Here is a 25,311-nt window from a genome sequence, read left to right on the forward strand (position 1 = left end):
ACGGGAGAAGGTTTCTACTCTTCTCCCCGAATAGAATAAAAGACCGTTTAACCATGCATAATAAAACCGTTGCAACAGATAAGGACGGTGAGATGCATGGTTTATGTTTTGCTCGTTGCAGGTTTTATACTTTTAATTAAGGGAGCAGACTGGTTTGTAACCGGTGCGTCAGAAATAGCCCGTATTTTAAAGGTCTCACCTGTACTGGTCGGATTAACCATTGTCGCTTTTGGAACTGGCGCGCCTGAGGCGACTGTCAGTATTATTGCTGCGCTGGAAGACAGCCCGGGGCTCACTTTCGGAAACGTGATAGGCAGTAATATTATTAATATTGCAGGGGTTGTCGGCCTTACTGCTGTGATCTTACCGTTAAAAGTTGAAAGCCAGACGGTCCGTAAAGAAATTCCATTTACCTTGCTCGCAGGGATCGCCATTATGGCCCTGGTAGCCGACACCTGGGTGGATGCAGAAGCGTCTAATATTCTATCCCGCGGGGACGGCATTGTCCTGTTACTATTTTTCGCTATTTTTATGTACTATGTATTTGAATTGGCGAGAAACCATAGAGACAAAGCCATAACCGAGGGTGTGGATGAACGCACAGCCTCAGGGGGCGGGTGGGGAAAAAACAGTTTATTTACTCTTGCTGGGCTTGGAGCGGTAGTTCTTGGCGGCTACTGGGTCGTGGAAAGCAGTACAGACATAGCTCTCCAGTTTGGAATGAGCGAAACACTTGTAGGTTTGACTGTCGTCTCTGTAGGTTCATCTCTTCCTGAATTTGTTACCGCGATCACTGCAGCCATCAGGAAGTTCAGTGATCTGGCTTTAGGAAGCATTGTCGGAAGCTGTATTTTTAATATTTTATTTGTATTAGGAGCTGCTTCTATTATTAATCCGCTTAACATAGACAGCAGAATATTTGTTGATGTCACATTTATGATTATTCTTACGGTCTCGCTGCTCATGTTCTCCAGGACAGGCTGGAAAGTCGGCAGGCTGGAAGGAGCCGTACTTGTCAGCTCCTACATTATTTATCTCATTTATATTATTTATCGTAATTAAAAGCACCTGCCGCATGAGCCTGGCAGGTGCTTTTATATGAGCTGTATACTTTTTATATCAGGCTATTCTCACCCACCCCGCATCAGCACGGAAATATAATTATAATCGACGTTCAGCACGAAAGGGTTTATAATAATTTGAAAATTCCACAAACATTGATAGAATGAAGCTGATGCACAGGCTTTTTTGCTTGCTGTGTCAAATTGCTGCAGGAGGTACTATTCGGCATGGACTGGTACATAAAAAAATTTGAAGAATTAACTGCAAATGAACTTTACGCCCTGCTCAGGGAAAGAGTGAATGTTTTTGTCGTAGAACAGAATTGCCCTTATCCCGAAGTAGACGATAAGGATCAGGCATCCTATCACCTTTACGCTAAAAAAAATGGCGAAGTGGTTGCCTATACGAGGCTTCTCCCAGCTGGTGTCAGTTATGAACAGGCATCGATCGGCCGTGTGCTTGTAAAAGAAAGCTGCCGGAAAACAGGCCTTGGCAGAGAATTAATGGAGCGGTCTATGGATTTTTTAAAGAATCACCTGAAAGAAAAGGAAGTTAAACTGCAGGCTCAGGAATATGCAATGCACTTTTATGGCTCATTCGGATTTAAACCAGTGTCAGAAGTATATTTGGAAGATGATATTCCCCATGTAGATATGGTTTGGAAGGATGTCTCACACTAATTTTTCTAGGAGCTGATTAAATGGACTTAGGGTTAAAAGGAAAACGTGTACTTGTACTGGCTTCGAGCAAAGGTCTCGGAAAAGCGGCAGCAGAGGCTTATGCGAAAGCAGGAGCGAATGTCATGCTGACGAGCCGGACGGTGAAAAATGTGAAACAGACAGCTGAGAACCTCTCATCCTTTGCAGAAGGAACAATTGCGTATCATCCTTGTGATGTGTCAAAAAAAGAGGACATAAAAAAATTAATTGATGAAACGGCAGCCCGCTTTGGCGGAATCGATGTGTTAGTCAACAATGCGGGAGGACCGCCTCCGGGAAAATTTGAAGACCTTGACGAGGAAGACTGGGAATGGGCTTATCAGCTCACATTAATGAGCACCGTCAGGGCCATCCGGTATGCTCTTCCGTATTTAAAACAGTCTAAAGGACGTATCGTCAATATTACCTCTTCGTCAATTAAAGAGCCGATTGACGGCCTTCTGCTTTCAAACGTTTACCGAATGGGGATAGTTGGACTGGCTAAAACTCTGTCTAAAGAGCTAGCTCCGGACGGCGTATTGATCAATACGGTAGGCCCTGGAAGAATTGATACTGAGAGAGTAAGGACGCTTGATGCAGCTAAAGCAGAAAAAATGCAGCTCACTCCAGAGGAAGTGCGTGAACAATCGGAAGCTGCTATTCCGCTCGGCAGGTATGGTGAACCTGAAGAGTTTGCCAACATTATTCTGTTCCTGGGCTCAGGTTTAAATACCTATGTGACAGGGCAGATGTTTGTTGCTGACGGAGGGATGACCCACTCTTACTAGATGGCGCTCTGACAGGTGCGTGCAAAATAGACCTGTAGTGAAGTAGGTAAACAAGGAATATAAAACAAGAAGCCCGGACGGTGATTGCCACTGCCCGGGCTTTAAGTGTGTCAATTTATTTGATTAAATACACTCTTGCTTCATAAGGTTTTAACGGAACTTCAGAGACATCTTTGTGCGCTTCCGCTTCATAATTTGAGAGTGCAAGATCAGAGCCGGATACTTTAGGCGCCTCTTTACCTGCCTTCCAGACCGCGTCATCCTCTGTCAGATTAGTGATAACGAGAGCTGTTTCACCGTTAAGCTCTCTTTTATAAGCAAAAATCTGAGTATCTTCAGCCATCAGCAAGTCGTAACTTCCATACGTAAAGATATCATTAGCCTTTTTAAGCTTAATCATCTCTTTATAAAACTGAAGGATAGACCTGTCATCATTCAGCTGTTTTTCTACGTTGATGTCTTTATAGTTCGGGTTAACCTTCAGCCATGGCTTTCCTGTCGTGAACCCGCCGTTCAGCTCATCTGACCATTGCATTGGCGTCCGGCTGTTGTCTCTTGACGTATGTGCCAGGACATCAAGAATTTTTTCGGGAGACTCACCGGCTGCTGTTTGTTCTGCAAACATATTTATGGCAGCGACATCGTTATAATCGTCGAGGTGGTCAAAATAAATATTCGTCATACCGATTTCCTGGCCCTGGTAAATATAAGGCGTGCCTTTCATTAAGAAATACATGGCACCCAGCGCTGTGGCGCTTTCCCTCCAGTATTCCCTGTCATTGCCCCAGGTGGAGACCACTCTTGCTTTATCATGGTTTTCAATAAACAAGGCATTCCATCCGTCGTGTTCCAGTCCCTTTTGCCAGCGGGTGAGAGTTTTTTTCAGCTGGCTGACATCCAGTCCTCCGCCTACTTCATAATCCCAAAGATCCAGGTGTTCGAACTGGAAAACCATATCCATTTTCCCGTGTTCGCCTACCCATAAGTGAGCTTCATCTACACTTACACCGTTGGCTTCACCGACTGTCATCGCGTCCGGGTATTTTCCGTAAGTTTCGTCTTTATATTCCTGCAGAAAGTCATGGATGCCTTCCTGGTTCATGTGCATGTCGAATGAAGGGACATATTTATTTTCTTCAGGATTTGGCATATCCGGAAAGCCGGGCCGTTTTTTAATATGGCTGATTGCGTCAATACGGAATCCGTCTATTCCTTTTTCAAGCCACCAGTTCACCATATCATAGAGGGCGTATCTCACTTCTTCGTTTTCCCAGTTCAAGTCAGGCTGTCTCCGGGAAAAAACGTGAAGGTAGTACTGGCCAGTCTGTTCGTCGTATTCCCAGGCAGACCCGCCGAAAATGCTTTCCCAGTTGTTAGGCTCTTCTCCATTTACTCCGTCACGCCAAATGTACCAGTCCCGTTTAGGGTTGTCCCTGGAGGAACGGGATTCAATGAACCAGGGATGCTCATCGCTTGTATGGTTTAACACAAGGTCTATAATCAGCCGCATACCGCGTTTATGTACCTCTTGGAGCAGCTCGTCAAAATCAGCCATTGTACCGAAGTCTTCTAAAATATCCTGATAGTCAGAAATATCGTAACCGTTATCATCTAACGGAGATTTATACATAGGGCAGATCCAAATAAAATCCACTCCCAAATCTTTCAAGTAATCAAGCCTTTGAATCATTCCGCGCAAGTCACCAAAGCCGTCCCCGTTGCTGTCCTGAAAACTGCGGGGATATACCTGGTAACCAACTGCTTCTTTCCACCATACTCTATCCATTACTTCCACCTCTTTACATCTTTGAAAACAATTAGTATCTTTCGGTGCTGCAACTGGTGTGCAAACGTTTTTCCTGACACTAGATTATCATAACTGGACTAAACATGGAATACAATTCTCTTTGGGCAATTTTGTATATTGTGTACCTGATAAAAAACAGGGAGGGAGTAGTAATCACATTTCGCCAGGCGAACGCTTGCCTTAATATCCGGTTCACTCTCGCGGAAGGCTTACACCACAGGCATAAGTGCAACATCGTCGCAGGGGTCTTGGGCTAACCCCTTCACGTCCTGTGAAAACGCCCAAGTCACCACATCTGTGTGAAAAAATGCAACCTTGTTAAATATGCTCGAGATCAACGTCATACTTTCTCACTTTATAAAGCAGGCTTTGTCTTGAAATTCCCAATGTTTCAGCTGCTTTGGACTGATTTCCGTTTGCTTCTTTTAAAGCATTTTCTATAGCGTTCCGTTCAAAGTATTCCATTTGTTCAGGGAGGGACCGGGATTCGGCATCTCTGTTCAGGTTCCCATGGTCGTATGCTTTTTCTGCTGTCTGGCGCAAAAGGTTCAATTCTTCTTGTATTTCTTTAGGGAAATCTTTTAATTCAAGCTCAGAGCCTGCCGATAAAACTGTCGCCCGGGCCAGGGCATTGTAAAGTTCCCGGATGTTTCCGGGCCAAGAATAGTGCGCGAGCTGTTTGACTGTTTCTTCTGATAATGAATAAGCCCTGCGATGTTCAGTTTCAAAGTTTGAAAGAAGCTGATAGATAAGAGAGGGGATATCTTCTTTTCTCTCTTGCAAAGGCGGGAGGTCGATCCCTATGATATTTAAACGGTAATAAAGGTCTTCGCGAAACTTTCCTTCCTGTACAAGTTTCCATAAATTACGGTTCGTTGCTGCAATTAGCCTCACATCAGCCTCTTTAGTCGTAGAACTCCCTAAAGGGATAAACTGTTTTTCCTGGGTGACCTGAAGCAGTTTGCTTTGAAGCTCCAAAGGCATGTCTCCGATTTCATCCAGAAACAATGTTCCTCCTTCAGCGGCTTCTACTTTACCTTTCCGGTTATCCGCAGCTCCTGTAAAAGCCCCTTTCACGTATCCAAAAAGTTCACTTTCCAGAAGGTTTGCGGGTATAGCGGCACAATTTAATGAAATGAATGGTCCGTGCTGCCGTGAGCTTTCAAGGTGAATAGCTTTAGCGCAGTGGGATTTCCCAGTACCGCTTTCCCCTTGCAGAAGAACCGTTACATCCTGTTTTGACACCCGTTGAATCATGTCAAATACTTGTTTCATATTTTCACTGACACCAATCATTCCGTGCAGCTGAAATTTGGTTTGCATTTCTTTTTTTAATTCACGGTTTTCTTCATTCATAGCCTGCCAGCGTAACGCCCGTTCAATAACAACCTTTAACTCTTCTGATTTGACTGGTTTAGTCAGATAATCGAAAGCTCCAAGTTTCATTGCTTCTACCGCATCTTCCACATCCCCGTAGGCAGTCGAAAGTATTAACGGTATACCGGGATACAAAGGCTTCCATGCTTCCAGCAGTTTTATTCCTGTCGTATCCGGGAGAAGGATATCAAGGACGGCTGCATCTATCCAGTGGTCTTTCATTAACTGGTTTGCTTCTTTGCCGTTATGGGCCCCGTAGACAGTGTAGCCTTCTTTTTCTAATGTTTGCCGAATAAGCCGGTGAAGTTTTTTGTTATCTTCCACCAGCAGGATTGATTTACTCATTATGAGGGCTCCTTTCTTTTGCTTCAGGTAAATACAGTTTAAAAGTGGTCCCGAGTCCCGCTTCGCTTTCAACGTCAATTCTGCCGCCATGCTCTTTAATAATGTCATGGGTGATGGACAGGCCAAGGCCTGTCCCTTCCTGTTTATTGGAGAAAAAAGGATGAAAGATTCTGTTTATTTTTGAAGGTTCTATTCCTTCACCGGTATCGCTGATCGTTAGTATCAGGTCATTATGTTGTTTTTTTACTGCCACTCGCAAATTTCCGCCCTGTTCCTGCATTGCCTCAACCGCATTAAGATACACGTTCATAAATGCCTGAATTAATTGACTTTCGTCTCCCAGTACAAGGTCCTTCTCAGGGAAACGGCCTGAATAAAGGTCAATATCGTAGTATCGGAACTGATGAGCTAGTAAGTGGAGCACTTTATCATTCACTTCTTTTAGTTTCAAAAGTTTTTCTTCAGATTTTTTATTTTTACTCACTTGTAAAAATTTTTTTACGAGGTTATCCAGGCGCTTTGTTTCGTCCTGAATATCCCCGGCTGCTTCAAGAATCATGGAAAAACGGCCCGTGTCCCTCGGATTATTAAGAAAGATTTCTTTGACTTCTTCATGGATCACTTCTGCAGCCATCTGAACTGTCCCGAGAGGGTTCTTTACTTCGTGGGCAAGACCGGCAGTCATTTGGCCAATGGCTGCTAAATGCTCAGACCGCTGCAGGTGGCCCTCTAATTCCTTTATCGTTGTATAATCCCACAGTGTGACGAGTTGGCCGATTAATTGATTGTCCTCATTCCGCAGCGGAGAAATAGTCAGTTTCATATGTTTTGTTTTACCTGTCTGATCTACGTATTTTATCTCGTCCGTGACTGTTTCGGTCAGCCTGGATTTCTTCAGGTGGCGGTCAAACAGTTTAACGAGCTTTTTAGAAGGGAGCCGGCGGTAGGATTTGCCGACAAACTGTTTTTTCGAATGTTCAATTAACTGTTCTCCGACTTTATTAAGAGAGGTCACAATGCCTTCTTCATCGATTGTGAGCACTCCATAGGGGAACGATTCCAGAATAAGTTTCAGGTAGCGTTCTTTCGCTTTCAGATCTTCCGCCATATGATGCATCGATTTAGAAAGTGTTTTGATTTCGTTTTTTTCGCTTAGCAGATTTATTTTCCATGCTTCACCTTCAGCATAATCATAGGATTGTTTAGTCAGTTTTTTTATAGGGACCACCATTTTTCTCCGCGTAATAATAATCATCGCAATTCCTGACGTGAAAAGGATCATCCAGCCTAATGCAAGCACTTCTGTTAATCTCTCTGTAGAAGCATAAGCGTAATCTTTATCCGTAATAATAACCGTATATAAAGGATGGCGGTCTACTGCATGGTGGGCAATTAACACCTCATTCTCACGCCAGGATGTATCGATCACCTCGGTGCGTTCTCTTTTTATGTCACGGTAGAAATTTTCACCGGCGATACTTTCACCTGTTTCCCTGTAAGAACTGTCCATATAAACGTTCCCTTGACTGTCTGCCAATAAGGCACGGGTTCCTGCTTCGTCTGCAAACGTCCGGAAAAAGTTATGTAAGTATGTGGAGCTGATTTTTGAAACAATAACACCTTCGATGGGCGAGTGATCTTCATTCTGTATCGGCACCGCCATATAAAGGCCCAAAGGCTCTTGAGAAGAATTAGTAAAAATAAAAGAGGAACGTCTCCATTCCATTTTTTCAGCTACATTACTGAGAACAGTCTGAAGCGCCGGGGACACGTTCGTACCTTGAGAGGAAAATTCAACATTTCCCTGGGCATCGAGAATATTGGATCCCCGATAAAAAGGGTCACTGAGATGCAGCTCATTTACTAAAGCTTGAAAGGCTTCCGCATTCCCTGTATCACGGTAATGATAGACGGCACTTTCCATACGGTTAATTTTATCCTCAACCATCTGATTAGTCTGAATAGCCATATATAATGCTTCCTGGTTGGTCTGATTATGGGTTCTTTCAGTCAGATAGGCCTGGGAGACAGTTACAGCAACAATAAACACTAACGTGACGGGCAAAAGAATCAAAAATAAACCGAGGAAAAAAAACCTCCCCGTCAGTCCTTTAGGAAATAAGTTTTTCATACATTTCTCCTTCAATAGAAATATATTCTTACTCTTTCATCATATCATGATTCGACAAATTATATATAAAAGGGCTGCCGTATTAAATTGGCAGCCCTTCCGTATTGTTAAGTTACAGCCCATTGTCCGACTGTATCCAGCGCAGATTTATGAGGGTAATGTTCTTTGAAAATATGGTAATAGAGATGTTCCTGTTTGCTTCTTAATCCGCTTTCTTGAAGTTCCTGGTCTGACACTTGTTCATTGGCATAGGTTTCCAAAACATCCAAAGCCCCGCTCCCTTCAGAGAATTCTGCTTTTTTGCGCCATAGAAGAGAATCAGGGAGATACCCGTTAAATGCTTTTCTTAAGAGAGTTTTTTCCATTGACTCGTCGCTCGATAACTTCCATTCTGCAGGAAGAGAGAGGACGTAATCAATTAATTCCAAATCTAAAAACGGCACCCGGCCTTCCAGGGAGTGAGCCATACTCATGCGGTCAAGCCTCTGAAGGTTTATGTTATGCAAAGAATTCACAATGCGGTAAAGTTCTTTATTTAATTCTACCGGATTCTGAATCTCCTGAAGGTACGCATAGCCGGAAAACAGCTCATCAGCCCCTTCTCCTGACAGAATAACTTTGACATAGTCAGAAGCAAGCTTGGATACAAAATAAGTAGGAATAGCGCTTCTGACGAGAGAAGGGTCGTAAGATTCCAGATAGTAGATTACTTTAGGCAGAGCTTCTACTAATTCTTCTTTTGTATACACGTATTCATGATGTATCGTACCAATGTAGTCAGCGACTTCCCGGGCAGCTTGTAAATCCGGGCTCCCTTCATTTCCTACACAGAAGGAGTGTAAGGGCTGGTCCTGCCGTTTAATCCGTTGCCCGATCGCTGAAATTAAGCTGCTGTCGAGTCCTCCGCTTAGAAGGACACCGACCTCCACATCTGCCATAAATCTTTTTCTTACGGCGTCCGTTAGTTTATTGCGGATGCCTTCAAGGACTTCGTGCTCTTTGAAATTTTCAGCAGGGACGGGTTCCTGTCCGGCTTCGATAGTGCGGTAGGCCTTGAAGCCTGTTTCCGGAGTATAATAATATCCTTGCGGAAATTCTTTCGCATCGCTTGTAAACTCATAAATTCCTTTTAATTCAGAGGAAAAAACCATTGACCCGTCCGTCATTTTCCCATAATAAAGCGGCTTAATGCCTAACGTATCACGCGCGGCCATAAAGGTATTATTCGTTTCATCCGCAAGAAAAAAGGCAAACATGCCATCGAGCTTTTCTACACCCTGAGGCCCCTCTTTTTCATAAACTTTTAACACGGCTTCACTATCGGAATGCGTGTGAAACGTTTCAGTAGTCTGTAAGTCTTTTTTTAAAGACAGGTAGTTATAAATTTCACCATTACATACAATATGCACGTTCTTCTCTTCATTTGAAATTGGCTGTATCCCGTCGTTTAAGCCTACTATTGAGAGGCGGCGGTGGCCGATATGAAAATTGCCCCTGACTAATTGTCCCCCTTCATCCGGCCCCCGGTGGTAGAGCTTATCTAATACTCTCGTCATTTTGTCTTTTGAAACTTCTTTGGTGACAGCGATAATGCCGCACATAAAATAGATTCACCTCATATTATCCCATTGTATTTCTCTCTGCCTTAAAAGAAGGAGAGAGATAAATAAAACATTTTACATTGGAAGACAGTTAATCAATTAACCCGTTCTCTTCAAGCCATTCTCTGGATACTTCTGTTTCGCTTCTTTGTTCCATATCCACCTGGTAATTCAGTTCTGTCATTGTTTCAGTATCCAGTTGTTCAGACAGAGCCTGTAATGTGTCTTCCAGTTCCGGATTATTTTCCAGGATGCCTTCACGTACAGTTGGTGCTGCGTTGTAGGCAGGGAAGAAGCCCTCGTCATCCTCTAATGTAAGTAAATCAAATCCTTTAATTCTGCTGTCTGTCGCAAAGCCCATTGCTACGTCGACCTGCTCTTCATCCAAGGCCTGATAAGTAAGACCTGAATCCATACGGACAACCTGGTTACTTCCGAATTCAAAACCATACGTTTCCTGTACCCCTGCAAGTCCGTCCGCACGTGAAGCAAATTCCGCATTGGAAGCGAACTCTAATTCCCCTGGATTGTTATTAACATAATCGGCCAGATCACTTAAAGAAGAAATGCCAAGTTCATCAGCGTTCTCTTCGCGCATCATGAGTGTATACGTGTTGTTAATCTCAGCAGCATCCAGCCAGATAATGCCGTTTTCTTCATCTAACTCTTTTACTAAGTCATAGGCTTCTTCTGAAGAAGCAACAGGGTCCTCATTTAAATAGTTTACGAGTCCTGTGCCGGTATATTCCCAATAAAGATCAACCTGTTCATTTTCTAAAGCCTGGCGCAAAACTTCAGAGCCCATGTTCGTATTCTCAGTTACATCATACCCTTGTTCTTCTAAATAAATTGATGTGATTTTCGCCAGAATAAACTGTTCAGTAAAATTTTTTCCACCGACTTCAATACTTCCTTTTGAATCACCGTTCCCGCCGGCATCTTCATTATTTCCGCAGCCGGCCAGTACGGCAGCTGCCAGAGCAGATAACATTAAACTTTTCTTCATAAAAAAATTCCTCCTTGAAAGTAGAGATAGTGATATTAAGACGCTTCAGCAGTTTCGGCAGAGCGCCTAAGCCCTTTGGAAACTGTTATTTTTTCAATAAAACGTAAGAAAAAGTCAATACAAATGGCAAGCAGTGTGACTGGTACAGCGCCGGAAATAAGGTATTCCTGACTCTGCATCACAATGCCTGTAAAAATAAAATCGCCCAGACCTCCGCCGCCAACAAGATAAGCTAAAGCAGCGGAACCGACGTTCATAACCATTGCTGTCCGTATCCCTGCCATAATTGGATAGGCAGCATTGGGCATTTCTACTTTGAAAAGAATTTGGGAGGGTGTAAACCCCATTCCTTTTGCAGCATCTTTTAAAGCCGGGTCTACTGAATTCAGCCCTGCGACAGTATTCCGCAGCACAGGGAGAATAGAAAAAACAAACAATGCAAAAACGGCAGAATAAAATCCTATTCCTAAATAAGTCATTACGAGCGCCAGAATGGCGATACTCGGGATTGTTTGACCAAGGTTAGCCAGGTTTAATACCGGCCATTCAAGTTTACGAAAAGCAGGTCTCGTAACGAGGATACCTGCAGGGATGGCAATCCCTACCGCAAGAAGCGAAGAGACGAGTACAAGAAGCACATGCTGGCGTAACAGCCGGAGAAACTCGTCAGTCTGTTCAAATATGAGGCTGAAGTATCCTTGGATAAAAGCCCACAAGAAGAAGACAAGAACGATGCCATAGAAAAAATAGCGGATGAACGTTGATGCTTTCCGTTTATTAGTCATTTCTTCCCTCCTTTCTAGGCTGATTGGTTCGTCTGATGAAGGTATTTTTGGACATCCTGAATCGTAATGCTCCCCATAGGTTTCTTTTCCTCATCGACTACCACAAGCTCTTCATAGCCTTCATTAAAGAAGATGGATAAAATCTGGCGTAAATCTGTTTTGAGTGAAATCTGTTTCGAATCAGCAGCCACCGGTGTAACTTTGAGCTGATTAACTAAGTCAGCAACGGTATGGAGGCCAAGACTCTTAATGGCACGGTCTGCCCCTACAAATGTGGAAACAAATTCGTTAGCCGGATTTGCTAAAATATCGTCCGGCGCATCATACTGCATCAGACGGCCATCCTTAAAAATAGCGACCTGATCACCCATTGTTATAGCTTCATCAATATCATGGCTGACAAAAAGGATTGTTTTCTGGACTTCTTTCTGAATCTGCAAAAATTCCTTTTGGAGGTGCGAACGTATGATAGGGTCCAAAGCCCCGAACGGTTCGTCCATCAGCATGACTGGCGGGTCGGCTGCCATAGCTCGTGCAATTCCTATTCTTTGCTGCTGTCCGCCTGACAGTTCATGCGGATACCGTTTACGGAAGTCATCAGGCTTCAAGCCGATAAGGTCCATAAGTTCAAAGAAGCGGCTGCGCATTTTCTCTTTATCCCATCCGAGAAGCTTAGGAACGACAGTGACGTTATCTTCAATGGTCATATTCGGAAAAAGACCGTTGCTTTGTATGACATATCCAATATTCCGCCTTAATTGAATTTCATTTAAAGAATTTGTATTTTCCCCATCGATAAATATTTCCCCTTTCGTAATAGGGACCAGGCGGTTGACCATTCTTAGGAGTGTCGTCTTGCCGCAGCCTGAAGGTCCGAGAAAGACAGCAATATTGCCTTGAGGTACTGTAAATGACACGTCATCCACAGCATTGACTTTTCCATCATATGTTTTCGTCACATTTTTAAATTCAATCATAAAACAGGCCTCCTTTACTATTAAGCGTTTATATTCATTCCTTTAGGTGTGAGCACTCGCTGTAAAATTCCTAACACTGTATCCGCAATAATTGCAAGCAGCGATACGCCGACTGCGCCGACGACTATCATATCCCGGTTATACCTTGAAATGCCCTGGTCTATTAACACGCCCAGGCCTCCTGCGCCAATAAATGCCGCAATGGCACCGATACCGATACTAAGAACTACTGCATTCCTGACGCCGGCCATAATAACAGGAAGAGCAATAGGAATTTCCACCATGCGTATCCGTTCCCAGGAAGACATGCCAATGCCTTTGGCTGCATCACGCATGTTCGGATCCACATTCTGCACGGCCACATAAGTATTTCGGATAATCGGCAGCTGTGAATAAAGGATTAGCGCTATGAGAGCCGGTAAAAACCCAATTCCCTGATTAATCACAGACAGGACCGGAATCATAAGACCAAATAAAGCAATACTTGGAATTGTCATGATGATCGCCGCTATTTGCAGCACCACATCGGCAACTGCATCATTTGTTGTGAGGTAGATGCCGATTGGCACTCCTATTAAAATAGCGATTACTGTAGCCAGGCCGACCAGCTGGATGTGTTGTAACGTCAAAGCTAACACTTCGTCCTGGTTATTCATAAAATATTGAAACGCTCCGTTCATTCATATTTCACCTCCATAAATTCGTACAAAAATCTTCCTCTTTTATCTGATGCAAGATTAATGCCAATTTTTTCAGAAATTGGGAGGAGGTATGGCTGATGGGGAAAGATTCTATTTTTTCGTAAATTTAACGCTCCGTAAAACAGAAAAATTGTCCTGGATTTGTAAAGAAATTTTACCAGGACAGGGCGAATGTAAAATAATTTTTACAAGTGTGTGATTGGATTCCGAAAAATACAGCTTTGTTAAAGGCTTAAAGGATAAAAAAATTTAAGCCTTCCGCCACGACTTGGCGTCACCCGTATTTTTAATGGGATGATGAGTAAATAGACTATTGCCAAAGTATATAAGAGTATGGTAAATATATCTTTGGTTAATGGAAAATTAAGACCGATTATCGTCGTAAAAGGAGGTATACGGGCTATGAACTTTTTAGCTTCAGCCATTCAATTTCATCCACAATTAGGGGAAATGGAAAATAATATACAGCGGCTGGAGGCAGCTGTTGAGCAGTCAGCTTCTTCAGGCGCAAGGCTTATCGTCACACCAGAGTTAGCAACTTCAGGTTATATGTACAAAGAACGTAAAAATATTTTACCTTTTTCAGACACCATTCCCGGTGAAACGACAGACCGGTTTCACCGCTTATGCGTGAAATGGAACAGTTATCTTGTTCTCGGAATGCCTGAATATGATAAAGAAACAGGCCTTCTTTATAATTCGGCGGTATTAATCGGTCCGGAAGGATATATAGGTAAATACCGTAAAACTCATTTATGGGAAGCCGAAGCTCATTGGGCCACTCCTGGAAATCTGGGTTTTCCCGTGTTTTATACAGAGATAGGCAAGATCGCTATCAATATTTGCATGGATGCTGTTTATATGGAAAGCTCCCGAATACCAGCACTAAATGGCGCCGATATTCTTGCTTTTCCGACAAACTCCAGCGCCCAGACCATTTCCATGCTCCAAGGCTGGGCAACGCTTAATGGCATGTATGTTGTCAGTTCCAACCGGGCTGATGAAGAAGAAGGATTTCAAATGGCAGGGGCCAGTGCGATCTGGTCTCCTTATGGGGAGAAGCTTGTTGAAGCCAACACCTCGCTTGATGGAGGAAACGAAGAGATTATTTACGCTGTGATAGACCCTGCGCATTATCTTAATCCAAATAAGGAACGGCTGTTACGGCGCCGGCCTGATATTTATAAAAGTCTTATGCTCCATATCGGTCCGTGGAATTACCGGAAATCCCTTCATCCGGCAGAAGTCACCATTCATTGTCTTTCAGGACCGGCTCAAGGAGAACTTAAGTCACTCAGTGATTTTTTTGCTTACTGGGCGGCTCAAGTCACACCGCTCAGGGAGAAAGATAAATATGAAGGTGTAGAATCATTATTTGTTCTTCCAGCTTTAAGCGCCACGGGCTTTGTATCTCATTTGCCTTACGAAGAGTTAGTGCTGCTCTCCCAGAGGTTTGCGGTAGAGTGGCTGCCTGAGTATCAAATATATGCGCAAACACTGGAGGCGAATTTAGTGGTAAGCGCCCCGGAATGCGCTGACGGTAACGTGTACCTGTCAGCCTGGATCATTAATTCAAGTGGAGAGATTGAACATGTGCACAGAAGTACGCATCTCAGAGAAGAGGAAATGCAGTGGGCTACCCCGGGGGATGACCTAATAACAGTGCCAATTAAAGGACTGGGCAGGGTCGGTGTAATTTTTGAAGAAGAAGGCTACTATCCTGAGGTCACAACGAGTTACGGTATTCAGCGGGCTGATGTGGTCGCCCTTTTAGCCGGCGAGCATTCTGACGAAGAATACGCGCCGTTAATAAAGGACGCTTTTCACGCAAATGGAAAAGACAGAAAAACATTAAAAGCGGTGTGGGAAAACTTAGCAATGAGTATACAGGCTTACATTGCATTCGCTGCGTGGGAAAAATCTGATGGGACTTCCACAACCGCTGTTTATGCCGTCGATCCTTATTATGAAAAAGAAAAGACAGCCGCGGCCAGAAATGGCACAGCCTCTAAAAAAGTCACCACTCTAAGGAATGAAGCCTGGTATAATCAGCAGCAGTGGATTGTCTCAAGGAGAGTGGAGCATTATTATCCGTTAATTTCAGAGGGGCATGCCCTCGCGCCAGCACTCTCTCCCCAGGAAGAGGATGATATGATGGCTTAATAAACAGTTGTGTTTCTGTTTATTCTTCATTACACTTAAATAAAATAAATACGATGCAACCAGGTTCCTTGCATTTTCAAAATGAAAGTTTGCAAGGTTAAAAGGGAAGCCGGTGAAAATCCGGCACGGTCCCGCCACTGTAAACGTTTAGGAAAGCTTTAATTGCCACTGTGCTGAAAACACGGGAAGGCTGGCTCTTCCGGAAAGACGTAAGTCAGGATACCTGCCTGTTTGCCGGTTAAAACTCCTTCGAGGAAAGGGTGTTTAACGTCTGCCCAGTCCGGCTTCCAGTGAGTGTATACTGTCAGCTGCACAAAGCGAGCGTTTCACGCTTTCCTTTAACGAAGGAAGGCGTTTTTATTTTTTTAAAGGAGGATTTAAAATGAGAGAAGAAAGCCGTCACGGAATGACGCTCGTTTTTACAGGAAACGGCAAAGGGAAAACAACGTCAGCTGTAGGGGTGGCTGTACGCGCTGCCGGCCATAATTACAAGGTGAAAATGTTTCAGTTCATTAAGTCACCTGAGAGAACTTATGGAGAACAAAAAAGCCTTGAAAAACTTGGGGTAGAGATGGTCCAGTTGGGGAGAGGATTTACTTGGACGAAGACCCCTGAAGAACACAGGGAAGCTTTAAGAAAAGGCTGGCCGCTGGCAAAACAGGCTATATTAAGCGGGGACTACGATGTGATTATTCTTGATGAAATAAATAACGCTCTTGCAATAGACAGCTTTCCGGTCAATGATGTCCTGCCTCTTGAAGAGGTTGTGGAGACCATTAACAAGAAGCCTTCACACGTGCACCTTCTGCTGACTGGAAGAGACGCACATGAGCGCGTTAAAGACGCGGCAGACCTTGTATCAGTGATGGAACCTGAAAAGCATTATTATGATGAAGGACATCCGGCGATTAAAGGAATTGAGTTCTAAAAACACAAAAAACAGGAGGACTGAACATGTCAGACAGACGGTTAGTCATAGCCGGAACGGGAAGCGGCGCCGGTAAAACGACCCTTACAATCGGACTTATGGCAGCCTTTAAACAAAAAGGATATACGGTCCAGGGTTTTAAGTGCGGCCCGGACTATATTGACCCTTCCTACCATACAGCCGTGACGGGACGGAAATCACGAAACCTCGACAGCTGGATGCAAGGGAGAAATGTTTTGAAAGAAGTATTGGCTTATGGAAGCAAAGGGGCGGATATCTCCATTATTGAAGGGGTGATGGGGCTATATGACGGAAAAGATCCTGCTTCTGATGAAGGAAGCACGGCGGACATCAGCGTAATCACTGATACGCCGGTTATTCTCGTTGTAGACTGTTCGGCAATGGCAAGAAGCGCAGCTGCGATTGTTCACGGATTCCAGACTTTCAACCGACAGGTAAACGTCGCAGGCGTCATTGCTAACCGGACGGGCAGTGAAGGGCATTATAAGCTGGTGAAGCAGGCAATTGAACAGGAGTGCGGGGTGCCGGTTGTGGGCTATTTAAATAAGGATGACCAGTTAACGATGCCGGAACGCCATTTAGGCCTTATTCCGTCAGTGGAACGGGGCGAGTTAAACACTTATTTTGAAGAGCTGGGCCATACAGTATCTGAGACAGTGGATGTGAACCGGCTGTATGCTGTGGCAGAAACAGCGCCGGTCCCGGAAGCCGGTCCTGGATTATTTGACCGGAAAAGGGAGCCCGTTATCACATTGGCGGTCGCAAGGGATACAGCTTTTAATTTTTATTATGAAGAGAATTTAGAGTTGCTGGAAGCGTACGGAGCTGAACTTGTTTATTTTTCGCCGGTGGCAGGAGAAGAGCTTCCGGAAGGCGTACACGGTCTCTACATAGGCGGCGGATTCCCCGAAATATTTGCAAAAGAGCTTTCCGGACAGGAAGGTGTAAAAGCGTCTGTCAGAGAGGCCATTCATAAAGGGATGCCTGTTTTTGCAGAATGCGGCGGCTATATGTTTTTAAGCCGGTCTATTAAAACGGTGAATGGCGAGGAATATGAGATGGCAGGCGTCATTCCTGGCACAATGGCGATGACCGGGCGTCTTCAGGCGCTCGGATACAGAGAAGCAGCCGGGTGCAGCGGCAATTTCCTTTTATCTTCCGGGGAAACCGTAAAAGGCCATGAATTTCATTATTCGGCTTATTCCCCGGATAATCCTCTTGACACTGCGTTCCGGTCTGTCGGAAGAGGTGGAACCCATCTTGAAGGAGTTCTTATGAAGAACGTTGTGGCCGGGTATACTCATCTGTATTTTCCATCAAACCCGGCGGTGCCGGAAAGGTTTATAAATAAATGCGCGGAGTGGAAAACCTATGGCTGAGTGTTTACCGGTTATGATTCAAGGCACCCATTCAGATGCAGGGAAAAGTATTCTCGTTACCGCTTTATGCAGGATTTATGCTGATGAGGGCTATCGTACAGCACCTTTTAAATCCCAAAACATGGCGCTCAACTCTTATATTACAACAGACGGCAAAGAAATTGGCCGCGCTCAGGGAGTGCAGGCAGAAGCAGCGGGGACACCGGCGACGACATGGATGAACCCAATTTTAATTAAACCGTCAGGAGACCACAATTCGCAAATTGTCGTTCACGGGAAACCTTTTAAAAACATGAAAGCAGGGGAATACCGGGAGGATTTTTACGAAAAAGGGCTGAAGCTGATAGAAGAAAGCTATAACAGGCTCGCAGCGGAATTTGAACGGATTGTAATCGAAGGGGCGGGAAGTCCGGCGGAGATTAATTTAAACGACCGGGAACTCGTTAATATGAGTGTTGCCAAAATGGCGAAGGCACCAGTTGTTTTAGTCGGAGACATTGATAAAGGAGGCGTTTTTGCAAGTCTTGCCGGCACCCTCCAGCTTCTTGAACCTGAAGACAGAAAACGGGTGATCGGAGTTATTATTAATAAATTCCGGGGCGACCGGGAGCTGCTGGAACCGGGCCTTGACTGGTTCGAAAAGTATACAGGTTTGCCGGTGCTGGGCGTCATTCCGCATATTCCGAATCTGAATATAGAAGCGGAAGACTCACTTGCACTTGAGCATCAGACTGTTGCGGGAGAGGTGGATAAAGAAATAGACATTGCTGTCATTTGTTATCCCCGTGTGTCTAATTTTACTGACGCGGACCCTCTCGTGAAGGAGCCTGACTGCCAGGTCCGCTTCGTAAGGACAATAAATGAATTAGGCAAGCCGGATCTTGTTATCCTCCCCGGCAGCAAGAACACTCTTTCAGATATGCAATGGCTTCAGACTTCCGGCATGGCTGAACAGGTTATGTTATTGGCGGAGACAGCCTGCGTCATCGGAATATGCGGCGGATACCAGATGCTTGGCCGGCAGCTGGAGGACCCTGACGAAGTTGAATCGTCAAGTAAACGCATTACAGGGCTGGGCTTGATTAAAGAGATGTCCACTGTCCTCCTCAAGTCAAAAAAGACAGTTTTATCCCGCGGAAAAGCCCGTTATGGAAAACATAACATGCCGGTTTCAGGGTATGAAATCCATATGGGAATCTCTTCTTATACGAGTAAGGAAAACGACTTTTTTATTGAACTGGACAGTGGGGAGAAGGACGGTTATATCAGCCCGGACGGCAGGCTGATTGGCACTTACTTTCATGGAATCTTTGAAAATGATCAGTTCAGAAGCATTCTGGTAAATGAGCTCAGGCAAGCTAAAGGGCTGCCTCCGTTTTACAGCCGCCCGGCCTACAATCAAATAAAAGAAGAAGCTTTTTCCAGGCTCGCTGAAACGGTAAAGACCCACCTGAATATGGATTTGCTTGAAGAAGAAATTACGAAGTATCAAATGAAGGTAAGGGGAAGAACAGCTAAATGAAGCATACAATCAACGCCATTAAACCAGTAAATAAAGAGGCCGGAAAAAGAGCGAAGGCTCATTTGAACCGGTTGACCAAACCGCCGGGGAGCCTGGGAAGACTTGAGGAATTGGCTGTAAAGCTGGCAGAAATCACAGGGCATCCGTTTCCTGAGACGGCTCCGCCCGCTTCCATCGTTTTTGCTGCTGATCACGGGATCGCGGAGGAAGGTGTATCAGCCTATCCTCAGAAAGTGACAGAGCAGATGGTTTACAATTTTCTTAATGGCGGGGCGGCAATTAACGTCCTCGCAAAACAGGCAGGCGCATTGTTTAAGCTGGTTGATGTAGGGGTGGCAGCTGACCTAGAAGGCACAGGCTTAATTGATAAAAAAATCCGCTATGGAACTGGCAATTTTCTGAAAGAAAAGGCTATGACCCCAGCAGAGGCAGAACTGGCAATCCTGACTGGCATCGAACAGGCAGAGGAAGCGATCAACCAGGGGGCTTGTTCTCTCATACTCGGAGAAATGGGAATAGGTAATACAACCTCTGCCAGTGCGATACTTGCTGTGTTAAGAGGCAGTAACAGTGATCAAATTGTTGGGTGTGGTACCGGTATATCCCCTGAAAAGCGGCTCCTTAAAGAAAAAGTGATCCGACAGGCATTGGCTGCCCGAAAACCTGGCCGTGACCATGTGGTCGATATTCTGTCTTCAGTCGGAGGCCTGGAGATTGCAGGAATGACCGGAGCCGTGTTAGGAGCAGCTTCAAAACAGACGCCTGTGATTATTGATGGATTTATTTGCACCATTTCAGCCCTGCTCGCTGTAAAACTTTCACCCAGCGTTAAGGAGTATTTGATTTTCAGCCACCTTTCCCAGGAACCTGGCCACAAGGTGGCACTGGAAATGCTTGGAGAAGCCCCCTTGCTGGATCTGAACTTACGGCTTGGTGAAGGAACAGGTGCAGCACTGGCCTATCCGCTGCTTGAGTCGGCGGTAAGAATTTTAAAAGATATGGCAGTCTTTACGGACGAAGGGGTTCCGGCTCTGCAAAACTCTGAAAAGGCATAAAATTAAATTTACAATACTTCAAAACTCATTTATACTGAATTTGTTAACAAAAAGACGAATTTCATAGATGCAATCAGGTTCTTTATTCTGGTCTTACCAGTCCGGATAAAGTTAAAAGGGAACCCGGTGAAAATCCGGGACGGTCCCGCCACTGTAAGCGTTCAGGTTCTCTGCAAGCATCCCACTGTGCTTTTTATAAGGTATGGAAAGGGGCAGATGAGCCAGTGATGCGCAAGTCAGGAGACCTGCCTGTTTGTTTTTTTAAACACCTTCGAGGAAAGGGATGTTTAACGTTCATGTTCAGCTGTCCACGGGCGGCTGGGCTCCGGTCCCGAGTTTATACAGGCCGGTATTAAGAACATTAACATTCAGCGCTTTTCCTTAAGGAATGGCGTTTTTTTGTGGCAAAAATTTATTACATATGCAGGAGGAACGGGAGATGGAAAACGTGTTGAAAAAGTGGGGAAAGTTAACCGCAGGACTAGCAATGGCCGCAGCGTTATTAACAGCATGCGGAAATGAAGAAAACAATGCCGGCAATGAACAGAATGACGGCAATAACGCCGTACAAAATAACGCCGAAGAAAATGCCGCAGGGAATGAGAATGCAAACGAGGCAGGAGAAGGAAATGAAAATGGGTTCCCGGTAACTTTAACAGACAGCACCGGCAATGAAGTGACGATTGACGAAGAACCTGAGACGCTGGTCTCATTATTGCCGAGTAATACGGAAATTCTTTTTGAGCTTGGGGCAGGGGACAGGCTGATCGGTGTATCTGAATACTGTAACTACCCTGAAGAAACAGCTGACATTGACAATGTGGGCGCACAGGATATGGACCCTGAACTCATTCTCTCGCTTGACCCGGACGTCGCTTTTGTCCAGGCCTACCATGAGGAAAATCATGCAGATATCCTCAACCAGTATGAAGAGGCGGGAATTGATGTCATCGTTGTTGAAGGCGGAAACTCTTTTGAAGAAGTATATGAGACAATCCAGATGATAGGCGAAGCTACGGGCACGGATGACCGGGCTGAGGAAATAGTGGGAGATATGGAAGAGAGACTCGAAGAAATTAAAGACCAGGCTGCTGATATACCTGAAGAAGACCAGAAAAAAGTCTGGGTAGAAGTCGCGCCGTCACCGGATATTTTCACGACGGGGCAAGGCACATTTATGCATGAAATGCTTGAGGCAATTAACGCGGTGAATGCAGCTGAAGAAGAAGAAGGATGGGTTAATTTAAACGAAGAAGAAATCGTCATGTTAAATCCGGATGTGATCATCACCACTTACGGCTATTATGTAGATGACCCGCAGCAGGAAGTCCTTTCTCGGGACGGATGGACTGAAGTGCCGGCCGTACAGAATGAGCGAATACACGATGTGGATAATGATACAGTGACGAGGCCGGGTCCCCGTTTAATTGAAGGAGTGGAGACTCTTGCCGAGCTCGTTTATCCGGACGTTTTTGAGTAAACGTATTTTTTGGGTGTACGTGCTGAGTGGAGGATTTGTTTTAGGTGCTGTCCTCCTCTCGCTCATTTGGAGCAGTGTCTCAATCCCTGTCGGCCATGTGGTTCATATTATTTCAGACAATGCACTCGGCTGGTCTTTGATAGCCGATGTGCCCGATAATGAAGAGCGGATCATCTGGAATATTCGATTACCCCGCGTCCTTCTGGCGCTTTGCGTCGGCGCCTCATTGGCACTTGCGGGGGCAGCTTTTCAGGGACTTCTCAGGAACCCGCTTGCTGATCCTTACACTATCGGCGTGTCTTCCGGGGCCGCTTTAGGAGCTGTCATCGTCATATTTTTTCAGCTGACTATCTTCGGGCTTGGAAGTTTCACGTTGCCCGTGATGGCGATTATTGGCGGCTTTCTTGCACTGATGCTCGTTTTTGGACTGGTGAAAATTGCGAGCAGGAGCCTCGCGATAGAAACGATTATCCTGGCTGGTATTATTATGAGTTCTTTTATCGGGGCGGTCATTTCACTGATTATCGCACTTGGGGACCAGGACGCGATGACCCAGATTATCTACTGGCTTTACGGCAGTGTCGGCATGAGAGGTTGGAGCCATGTACAGCTTATAGTGCCGTTTATGCTTATTGGCATGTTTCTTCTTCTTATTCATTACAGGGAGCTGAACGCCCTGGCTTTAGGAGAAGAAGTCGCAGAACATATAGGAGTGAACGTGCAGCGGGGAAAAATAATGATTTTACTTGGTGCTTCTTTATTAACAGGGGCCTCTGTCGCCGTCTCAGGGATGATTGGGTTTGTCGGTCTTGTTATTCCGCATTTAGTCAGGCTGATTACCGGCCCTAACCACCGGCATGTCCTGCCTTTATCTTTACTGGCAGGCGGAGGATTTCTTATCTTAGCTGATTTGGTGTCACGGACAATTATCGCGCCAAAAGAACTGCCGATCGGTGTCATTACGGCATTAATTGGCGCACCGGTATTCGCATTGCTGCTTATCAGAAACCGGCTTGGAAAGGGGAAAACGGCATGATCGGGATTAAAAATCTCACTGGCGGATATGGAAACAAGCCAGTGATACAAAATGTAAATTTTTCTCTTGAAAAAGGGGAGTTCTTTGGTCTTCTAGGTCCAAATGGAAGCGGGAAAACCACCCTTTTTAAACTGATTACAGGTGCTCTGCCTGCAGCCGGCGGAGAAATCACGGTGGAGGGAAAGCCTCTGTCCGGATTTTCAAAGCTGGAAAAGGCCCGGATGATTGCTGTACTTACTCAGGAAGCCCACGTGTCCTTTGATTTTACTGTGGAGGAAATTGTCAGTCTCGGCCGGTACGCCTTTCAAAAAGGCCTGTTTAAAAGCCTTTCCAGGCAGGACCGGAAAGTGATTGATGACGTGATGGAACTAACAGGTGTAACAAAATACCGGGACACACAGTTCCGTTTAATCAGCGGAGGAGAAAAACAGAGGGTTCTTCTCGCTAAAGCTCTGGCACAGGAACCAAAAATTATGCTGCTTGATGAACCGACTAATCATCTCGATGTAAAACATTCTTTTCATATGCTTGACCTGTTAAAGGAATGGCAGCGCGAATATGGTCTGACTGTCTTTGCTATTTTACATGATTTAAATGTGGCCGCCCTTTATGCCGACAGAGTCGCTTTACTTCATGAAGGCAGTTTCCTGAAAACAGGAGGGGTGGACATTCTCCGGGATGAATCGCTCCTTCGGCAAGTCTATGAAGTGGATGTGAAATCCCAGCCGCACCCGTATGTGCCGAAACCCCAGCTGCTGATGACACCTGAGGATAAGGAAGGTCCGCCAAAAGATCACTTCTCACGCTCATACCGTGTGCGGCAAAATGAAGGGCTGATCCATATCGAGTTTAATGAGCCGTTAAGAACGATCTCAAACGGCGTGACTGGAGAAGGGATTCAATGGTTAAACCATTTCTGTAATTTTCATGTCAATAATAATTACGACGGCGGCGAGCCTGTCGATGACATGACGAACTGGATGAAAAACCAGGGAATCCCTCCTGAAAAGGCTGCCGGTATGATGACCGCAGTCAAGCTTGAAGATATGGTGCTGCTTGAAAAAGAATATGAAGAAATCAGGCTTCTGGCCATGGTCACCGCCGGAGCGGGAAATGCCGTCGATATTACAAGTGAAGAACTGGACAGTGAGATAGGAAAAATAGGAACCATTAATATCATGGTCTTCCTTGACAGTCATTTCACAGACGGAGCACTCGTCAACGCCTGTCTATCCGCGACTGAAGCAAAAACTAAAGCACTGCAAGATTTAAATATAAAAGATCCTTATACTGGCACAATTGCTACCGGGACATCTACTGACAGCCTGTTAATCGGGACGACTCAGAAAGGCGAAAGAACCCCTTATGCCGGCTCGGGAACTATTGCCGGGAAGGCGATAGGCACGGCTGTCTATGACGCGGTCACAGGCGCTGTCCGTAAATATGAGAAAAGACAGCGGCGGTCTTAAATGGAGATGCTGAGCCCGCCGGGAATGATTATTTTAATTGGAGCCGCTGTCCTCCTCGACCTTGTGTTTGGCGACCCGAAATGGCTGCCGCACCCTGTCGTGGGATTTGGCAAACTGATTTCTTTTCTGGAGAAAAAGCTTAATAAAGGGTCCGGCCGTCAAAAAAGAAGAAGAGGCGTGCTGCTTACGGCCGTTATTGTCACCATCGTGTATGGTGCTTCTTTTTTATTGCTTTCATTATTTTATAATATCCATTGGCTTGCCGGGGCTGTTTTGGAAGCCTGGCTCATTTCAACCGCGATCGCCATTAAGGGGCTGAAAGAAGCCGCTTTAAATGTGGCAGTTCCTTTATCGAAGGGAAGGTTAGCCGAAGCGCGCCGCCAGCTCAGTATGATTGTCGGACGTGATACAGAGGATCTTGACGAAAGCAGCATTGTGCGGGGTACTGTGGAAACCGTGGCAGAAAATACTGTAGATGGCATAACTGCCCCTTTATTCTGGGCTTTAATCGGCGGAGCACCTTTAGCACTGGCCTACAGGGCTGTGAATACAATGGATTCGATGGTCGGCTATAAAAACGAACGTTTTTACTCGTTTGGCTGGAGTGCTGCGAGACTCGATGATCTTGTTAACTGGCTTCCGGCCCGGCTTACATTTGTGACTATGCTGGCAGGGGCCCTGTTTGTGCCCGGAGCACGAATCACACATGCTTTCAGAATGACGATAAGAGATGCCCGTAAGCATCCAAGCCCTAACAGCGGCTGGGCAGAAGCGGCAGCAGCCGGCCTTCTCGGAGTTCAGCTTGGCGGCCGGAACACTTATAACGGGGTGGTCTCGGAACGGGAGCCTATGGGAGAGCCGCTAGAAAAACTAAGGTGCTGTCATATAAACCGAGCTATCACATTCATGCATGGCGGCTGGATTGTTTTTCTGCTGCTGCTTATTTTATCAGCCATCATTTTTTAATCGCCGGAAAGGAG

The 25,311-nt window shown here is 45.3% G+C and carries 20 protein-coding genes and 2 riboswitches; of the genes, 12 read left to right on the plus strand and 8 right to left on the minus strand.

What is annotated here, in order from left to right:
• Positions 1 to 96 precede the first annotated feature (96 nt).
• The 3 genes from K8O68_RS03995 (at position 97) to K8O68_RS04005 (ending at position 2,548) form a co-directional block, all read left to right on the plus strand.
• The gene (locus K8O68_RS03995) at positions 97 to 1,062 is read left to right on the plus strand and encodes a calcium/sodium antiporter (protein ID WP_230895648.1); all 966 of its coding nucleotides are present in this window, start codon (positions 97 to 99) and stop codon (positions 1,060 to 1,062) included.
• A gap of 227 nt (positions 1,063 to 1,289) precedes the next feature.
• Positions 1,290 to 1,742, plus strand: a complete 453-nt coding sequence (locus tag K8O68_RS04000; RefSeq protein ID WP_230895649.1) for a GNAT family N-acetyltransferase — start codon at positions 1,290 to 1,292, stop codon at positions 1,740 to 1,742.
• 20 nt (positions 1,743 to 1,762) lie between these two features.
• Positions 1,763 to 2,548, plus strand: coding sequence for an SDR family oxidoreductase (locus K8O68_RS04005; RefSeq protein ID WP_230895650.1), 786 nt, complete (start codon positions 1,763 to 1,765; stop codon positions 2,546 to 2,548).
• Positions 2,549 to 2,663: 115 nt separating this feature from the next.
• Here the strand turns inward: K8O68_RS04005 and K8O68_RS04010 are convergent, their stop codons facing one another.
• From K8O68_RS04010 to K8O68_RS04045, 8 genes are all read right to left on the minus strand, one after another.
• Entirely contained in the window at positions 2,664 to 4,334 is a 1,671-nt protein-coding gene (locus tag K8O68_RS04010) for a glycoside hydrolase family 13 protein (RefSeq protein ID WP_230895651.1), read from the minus strand.
• 339 nt (positions 4,335 to 4,673) lie between these two features.
• Positions 4,674 to 6,077: a sigma-54-dependent transcriptional regulator gene (locus tag K8O68_RS04015; RefSeq protein ID WP_230895652.1), complete on the minus strand. Its 1,404-nt coding sequence runs from the start codon at positions 6,075 to 6,077 to the stop codon at positions 4,674 to 4,676.
• Positions 6,070 to 8,208 carry a sensor histidine kinase gene (locus K8O68_RS04020; RefSeq protein WP_230895653.1) on the minus strand — a complete coding sequence of 713 codons (2,139 nt, stop codon included), beginning with the start codon at positions 8,206 to 8,208 and terminating at the stop codon, positions 6,070 to 6,072. The genes K8O68_RS04015 and K8O68_RS04020 overlap by 8 nt, the downstream gene beginning before the upstream one ends.
• A 107-nt stretch (positions 8,209 to 8,315) precedes the next feature.
• On the minus strand, positions 8,316 to 9,809 hold the full coding sequence (asnB, locus tag K8O68_RS04025) for an asparagine synthase B (RefSeq protein WP_230895654.1): 1,494 nt from the start codon (positions 9,807 to 9,809) through the stop codon (positions 8,316 to 8,318).
• Positions 9,810 to 9,900: 91 nt separating this feature from the next.
• A complete protein-coding gene (locus tag K8O68_RS04030; protein WP_230895655.1) occupies positions 9,901 to 10,815 on the minus strand; it encodes a glycine betaine ABC transporter substrate-binding protein in 915 nt (304 codons plus the stop codon).
• Between the two features lie 35 nt (positions 10,816 to 10,850).
• A complete protein-coding gene (locus K8O68_RS04035; protein ID WP_230895656.1) occupies positions 10,851 to 11,600 on the minus strand; it encodes an ABC transporter permease in 750 nt (249 codons plus the stop codon).
• Positions 11,601 to 11,614: 14 nt separating this feature from the next.
• The gene (locus K8O68_RS04040) at positions 11,615 to 12,577 is read right to left on the minus strand and encodes an ABC transporter ATP-binding protein (protein WP_230895657.1); all 963 of its coding nucleotides are present in this window, start codon (positions 12,575 to 12,577) and stop codon (positions 11,615 to 11,617) included.
• Between the two features lie 20 nt (positions 12,578 to 12,597).
• Positions 12,598 to 13,257, minus strand: a complete 660-nt coding sequence (locus K8O68_RS04045; RefSeq protein WP_230895658.1) for an ABC transporter permease — start codon at positions 13,255 to 13,257, stop codon at positions 12,598 to 12,600.
• A gap of 423 nt (positions 13,258 to 13,680) precedes the next feature.
• Between K8O68_RS04045 and K8O68_RS04050 the strand changes: the two genes are divergently transcribed.
• The 9 genes from K8O68_RS04050 to cbiB all read left to right on the plus strand — a co-directional run bounded on the left by K8O68_RS04050 (position 13,681) and on the right by cbiB (position 25,297).
• Entirely contained in the window at positions 13,681 to 15,441 is a 1,761-nt protein-coding gene (locus tag K8O68_RS04050) for a nitrilase-related carbon-nitrogen hydrolase (RefSeq protein WP_230895659.1), read from the plus strand.
• A gap of 44 nt (positions 15,442 to 15,485) precedes the next feature.
• A riboswitch (cobalamin riboswitch) is annotated at positions 15,486 to 15,686 on the plus strand.
• A 137-nt stretch (positions 15,687 to 15,823) separates the two neighbouring features.
• The gene (locus K8O68_RS04055) at positions 15,824 to 16,369 is read left to right on the plus strand and encodes a cob(I)yrinic acid a,c-diamide adenosyltransferase (RefSeq protein WP_230895660.1); all 546 of its coding nucleotides are present in this window, start codon (positions 15,824 to 15,826) and stop codon (positions 16,367 to 16,369) included.
• A gap of 26 nt (positions 16,370 to 16,395) precedes the next feature.
• Complete coding sequence (locus K8O68_RS04060; RefSeq protein WP_230895661.1) at positions 16,396 to 17,769, plus strand: cobyrinic acid a,c-diamide synthase CobB; 1,374 nt, start codon at positions 16,396 to 16,398, stop codon at positions 17,767 to 17,769.
• Positions 17,762 to 19,291 carry a cobyric acid synthase gene (locus K8O68_RS04065; protein WP_230895662.1) on the plus strand — a complete coding sequence of 510 codons (1,530 nt, stop codon included), beginning with the start codon at positions 17,762 to 17,764 and terminating at the stop codon, positions 19,289 to 19,291. Before K8O68_RS04060 ends, K8O68_RS04065 begins: the two co-directional genes overlap by 8 nt.
• A complete protein-coding gene (cobT, locus tag K8O68_RS04070) occupies positions 19,288 to 20,346 on the plus strand; it encodes a nicotinate-nucleotide--dimethylbenzimidazole phosphoribosyltransferase (protein WP_230895663.1) in 1,059 nt (352 codons plus the stop codon). Before K8O68_RS04065 ends, cobT begins: the two co-directional genes overlap by 4 nt.
• Positions 20,347 to 20,404: 58 nt before the next feature.
• A riboswitch (cobalamin riboswitch) is annotated at positions 20,405 to 20,613 on the plus strand.
• Positions 20,614 to 20,785: 172 nt separating this feature from the next.
• On the plus strand, positions 20,786 to 21,826 hold the full coding sequence (locus K8O68_RS04075) for an ABC transporter substrate-binding protein (protein WP_230895664.1): 1,041 nt from the start codon (positions 20,786 to 20,788) through the stop codon (positions 21,824 to 21,826).
• Positions 21,792 to 22,862, plus strand: a complete 1,071-nt coding sequence (locus K8O68_RS04080; RefSeq protein WP_230895665.1) for a FecCD family ABC transporter permease — start codon at positions 21,792 to 21,794, stop codon at positions 22,860 to 22,862. The genes K8O68_RS04075 and K8O68_RS04080 overlap by 35 nt, the downstream gene beginning before the upstream one ends.
• A complete protein-coding gene (locus tag K8O68_RS04085; RefSeq protein ID WP_230895666.1) occupies positions 22,859 to 24,331 on the plus strand; it encodes an adenosylcobinamide amidohydrolase in 1,473 nt (490 codons plus the stop codon). Before K8O68_RS04080 ends, K8O68_RS04085 begins: the two co-directional genes overlap by 4 nt.
• A complete protein-coding gene (gene cbiB / locus K8O68_RS04090) occupies positions 24,332 to 25,297 on the plus strand; it encodes an adenosylcobinamide-phosphate synthase CbiB (protein WP_230895667.1) in 966 nt (321 codons plus the stop codon).
• The last annotated feature ends 14 nt before the right edge of the window (positions 25,298 to 25,311 follow it).

Origin of the sequence: Salipaludibacillus sp. CUR1 (assembly GCF_021028955.1) — a bacterium.
Lineage (GTDB): Bacteria > Bacillota > Bacilli > Bacillales > Salisediminibacteriaceae > Salipaludibacillus.

Bases quoted from the DNA above. Each gene is read 5' to 3' on its own strand.
- K8O68_RS04050 (WP_230895659.1), top strand. From the start codon at position 13,681: ATGAACTTTTTAGCTTCAGCCATTCAATTTCATCCACAATTAGGGGAA.
- K8O68_RS04000 (WP_230895649.1), top strand. From the start codon at position 1,290: ATGGACTGGTACATAAAAAAATTTGAAGAATTAACTGCAAATGAACTT.
- K8O68_RS04015 (WP_230895652.1), bottom strand. From the start codon at position 6,077: ATGAGTAAATCAATCCTGCTGGTGGAAGATAACAAAAAACTTCACCGG.
- K8O68_RS04030 (WP_230895655.1), bottom strand. From the start codon at position 10,815: ATGAAGAAAAGTTTAATGTTATCTGCTCTGGCAGCTGCCGTACTGGCC.
- K8O68_RS04075 (WP_230895664.1), top strand. From the start codon at position 20,786: ATGGAAAACGTGTTGAAAAAGTGGGGAAAGTTAACCGCAGGACTAGCA.
- K8O68_RS04060 (WP_230895661.1), top strand. From the start codon at position 16,396: ATGTCAGACAGACGGTTAGTCATAGCCGGAACGGGAAGCGGCGCCGGT.
- K8O68_RS04005 (WP_230895650.1), top strand. From the start codon at position 1,763: ATGGACTTAGGGTTAAAAGGAAAACGTGTACTTGTACTGGCTTCGAGC.
- K8O68_RS04085 (WP_230895666.1), top strand. From the start codon at position 22,859: ATGATCGGGATTAAAAATCTCACTGGCGGATATGGAAACAAGCCAGTG.
- K8O68_RS04045 (WP_230895658.1), bottom strand. From the start codon at position 13,257: ATGAACGGAGCGTTTCAATATTTTATGAATAACCAGGACGAAGTGTTA.
- K8O68_RS03995 (WP_230895648.1), top strand. From the start codon at position 97: ATGGTTTATGTTTTGCTCGTTGCAGGTTTTATACTTTTAATTAAGGGA.
- K8O68_RS04055 (WP_230895660.1), top strand. From the start codon at position 15,824: ATGAGAGAAGAAAGCCGTCACGGAATGACGCTCGTTTTTACAGGAAAC.
- K8O68_RS04010 (WP_230895651.1), bottom strand. From the start codon at position 4,334: ATGGATAGAGTATGGTGGAAAGAAGCAGTTGGTTACCAGGTATATCCC.
- K8O68_RS04040 (WP_230895657.1), bottom strand. From the start codon at position 12,577: ATGATTGAATTTAAAAATGTGACGAAAACATATGATGGAAAAGTCAAT.
- asnB (WP_230895654.1), bottom strand. From the start codon at position 9,809: ATGTGCGGCATTATCGCTGTCACCAAAGAAGTTTCAAAAGACAAAATG.
- K8O68_RS04020 (WP_230895653.1), bottom strand. From the start codon at position 8,208: ATGAAAAACTTATTTCCTAAAGGACTGACGGGGAGGTTTTTTTTCCTC.
- cobT (WP_230895663.1), top strand. From the start codon at position 19,288: ATGAAGCATACAATCAACGCCATTAAACCAGTAAATAAAGAGGCCGGA.
- K8O68_RS04065 (WP_230895662.1), top strand. From the start codon at position 17,762: ATGGCTGAGTGTTTACCGGTTATGATTCAAGGCACCCATTCAGATGCA.
- cbiB (WP_230895667.1), top strand. From the start codon at position 24,332: ATGGAGATGCTGAGCCCGCCGGGAATGATTATTTTAATTGGAGCCGCT.
- K8O68_RS04035 (WP_230895656.1), bottom strand. From the start codon at position 11,600: ATGACTAATAAACGGAAAGCATCAACGTTCATCCGCTATTTTTTCTAT.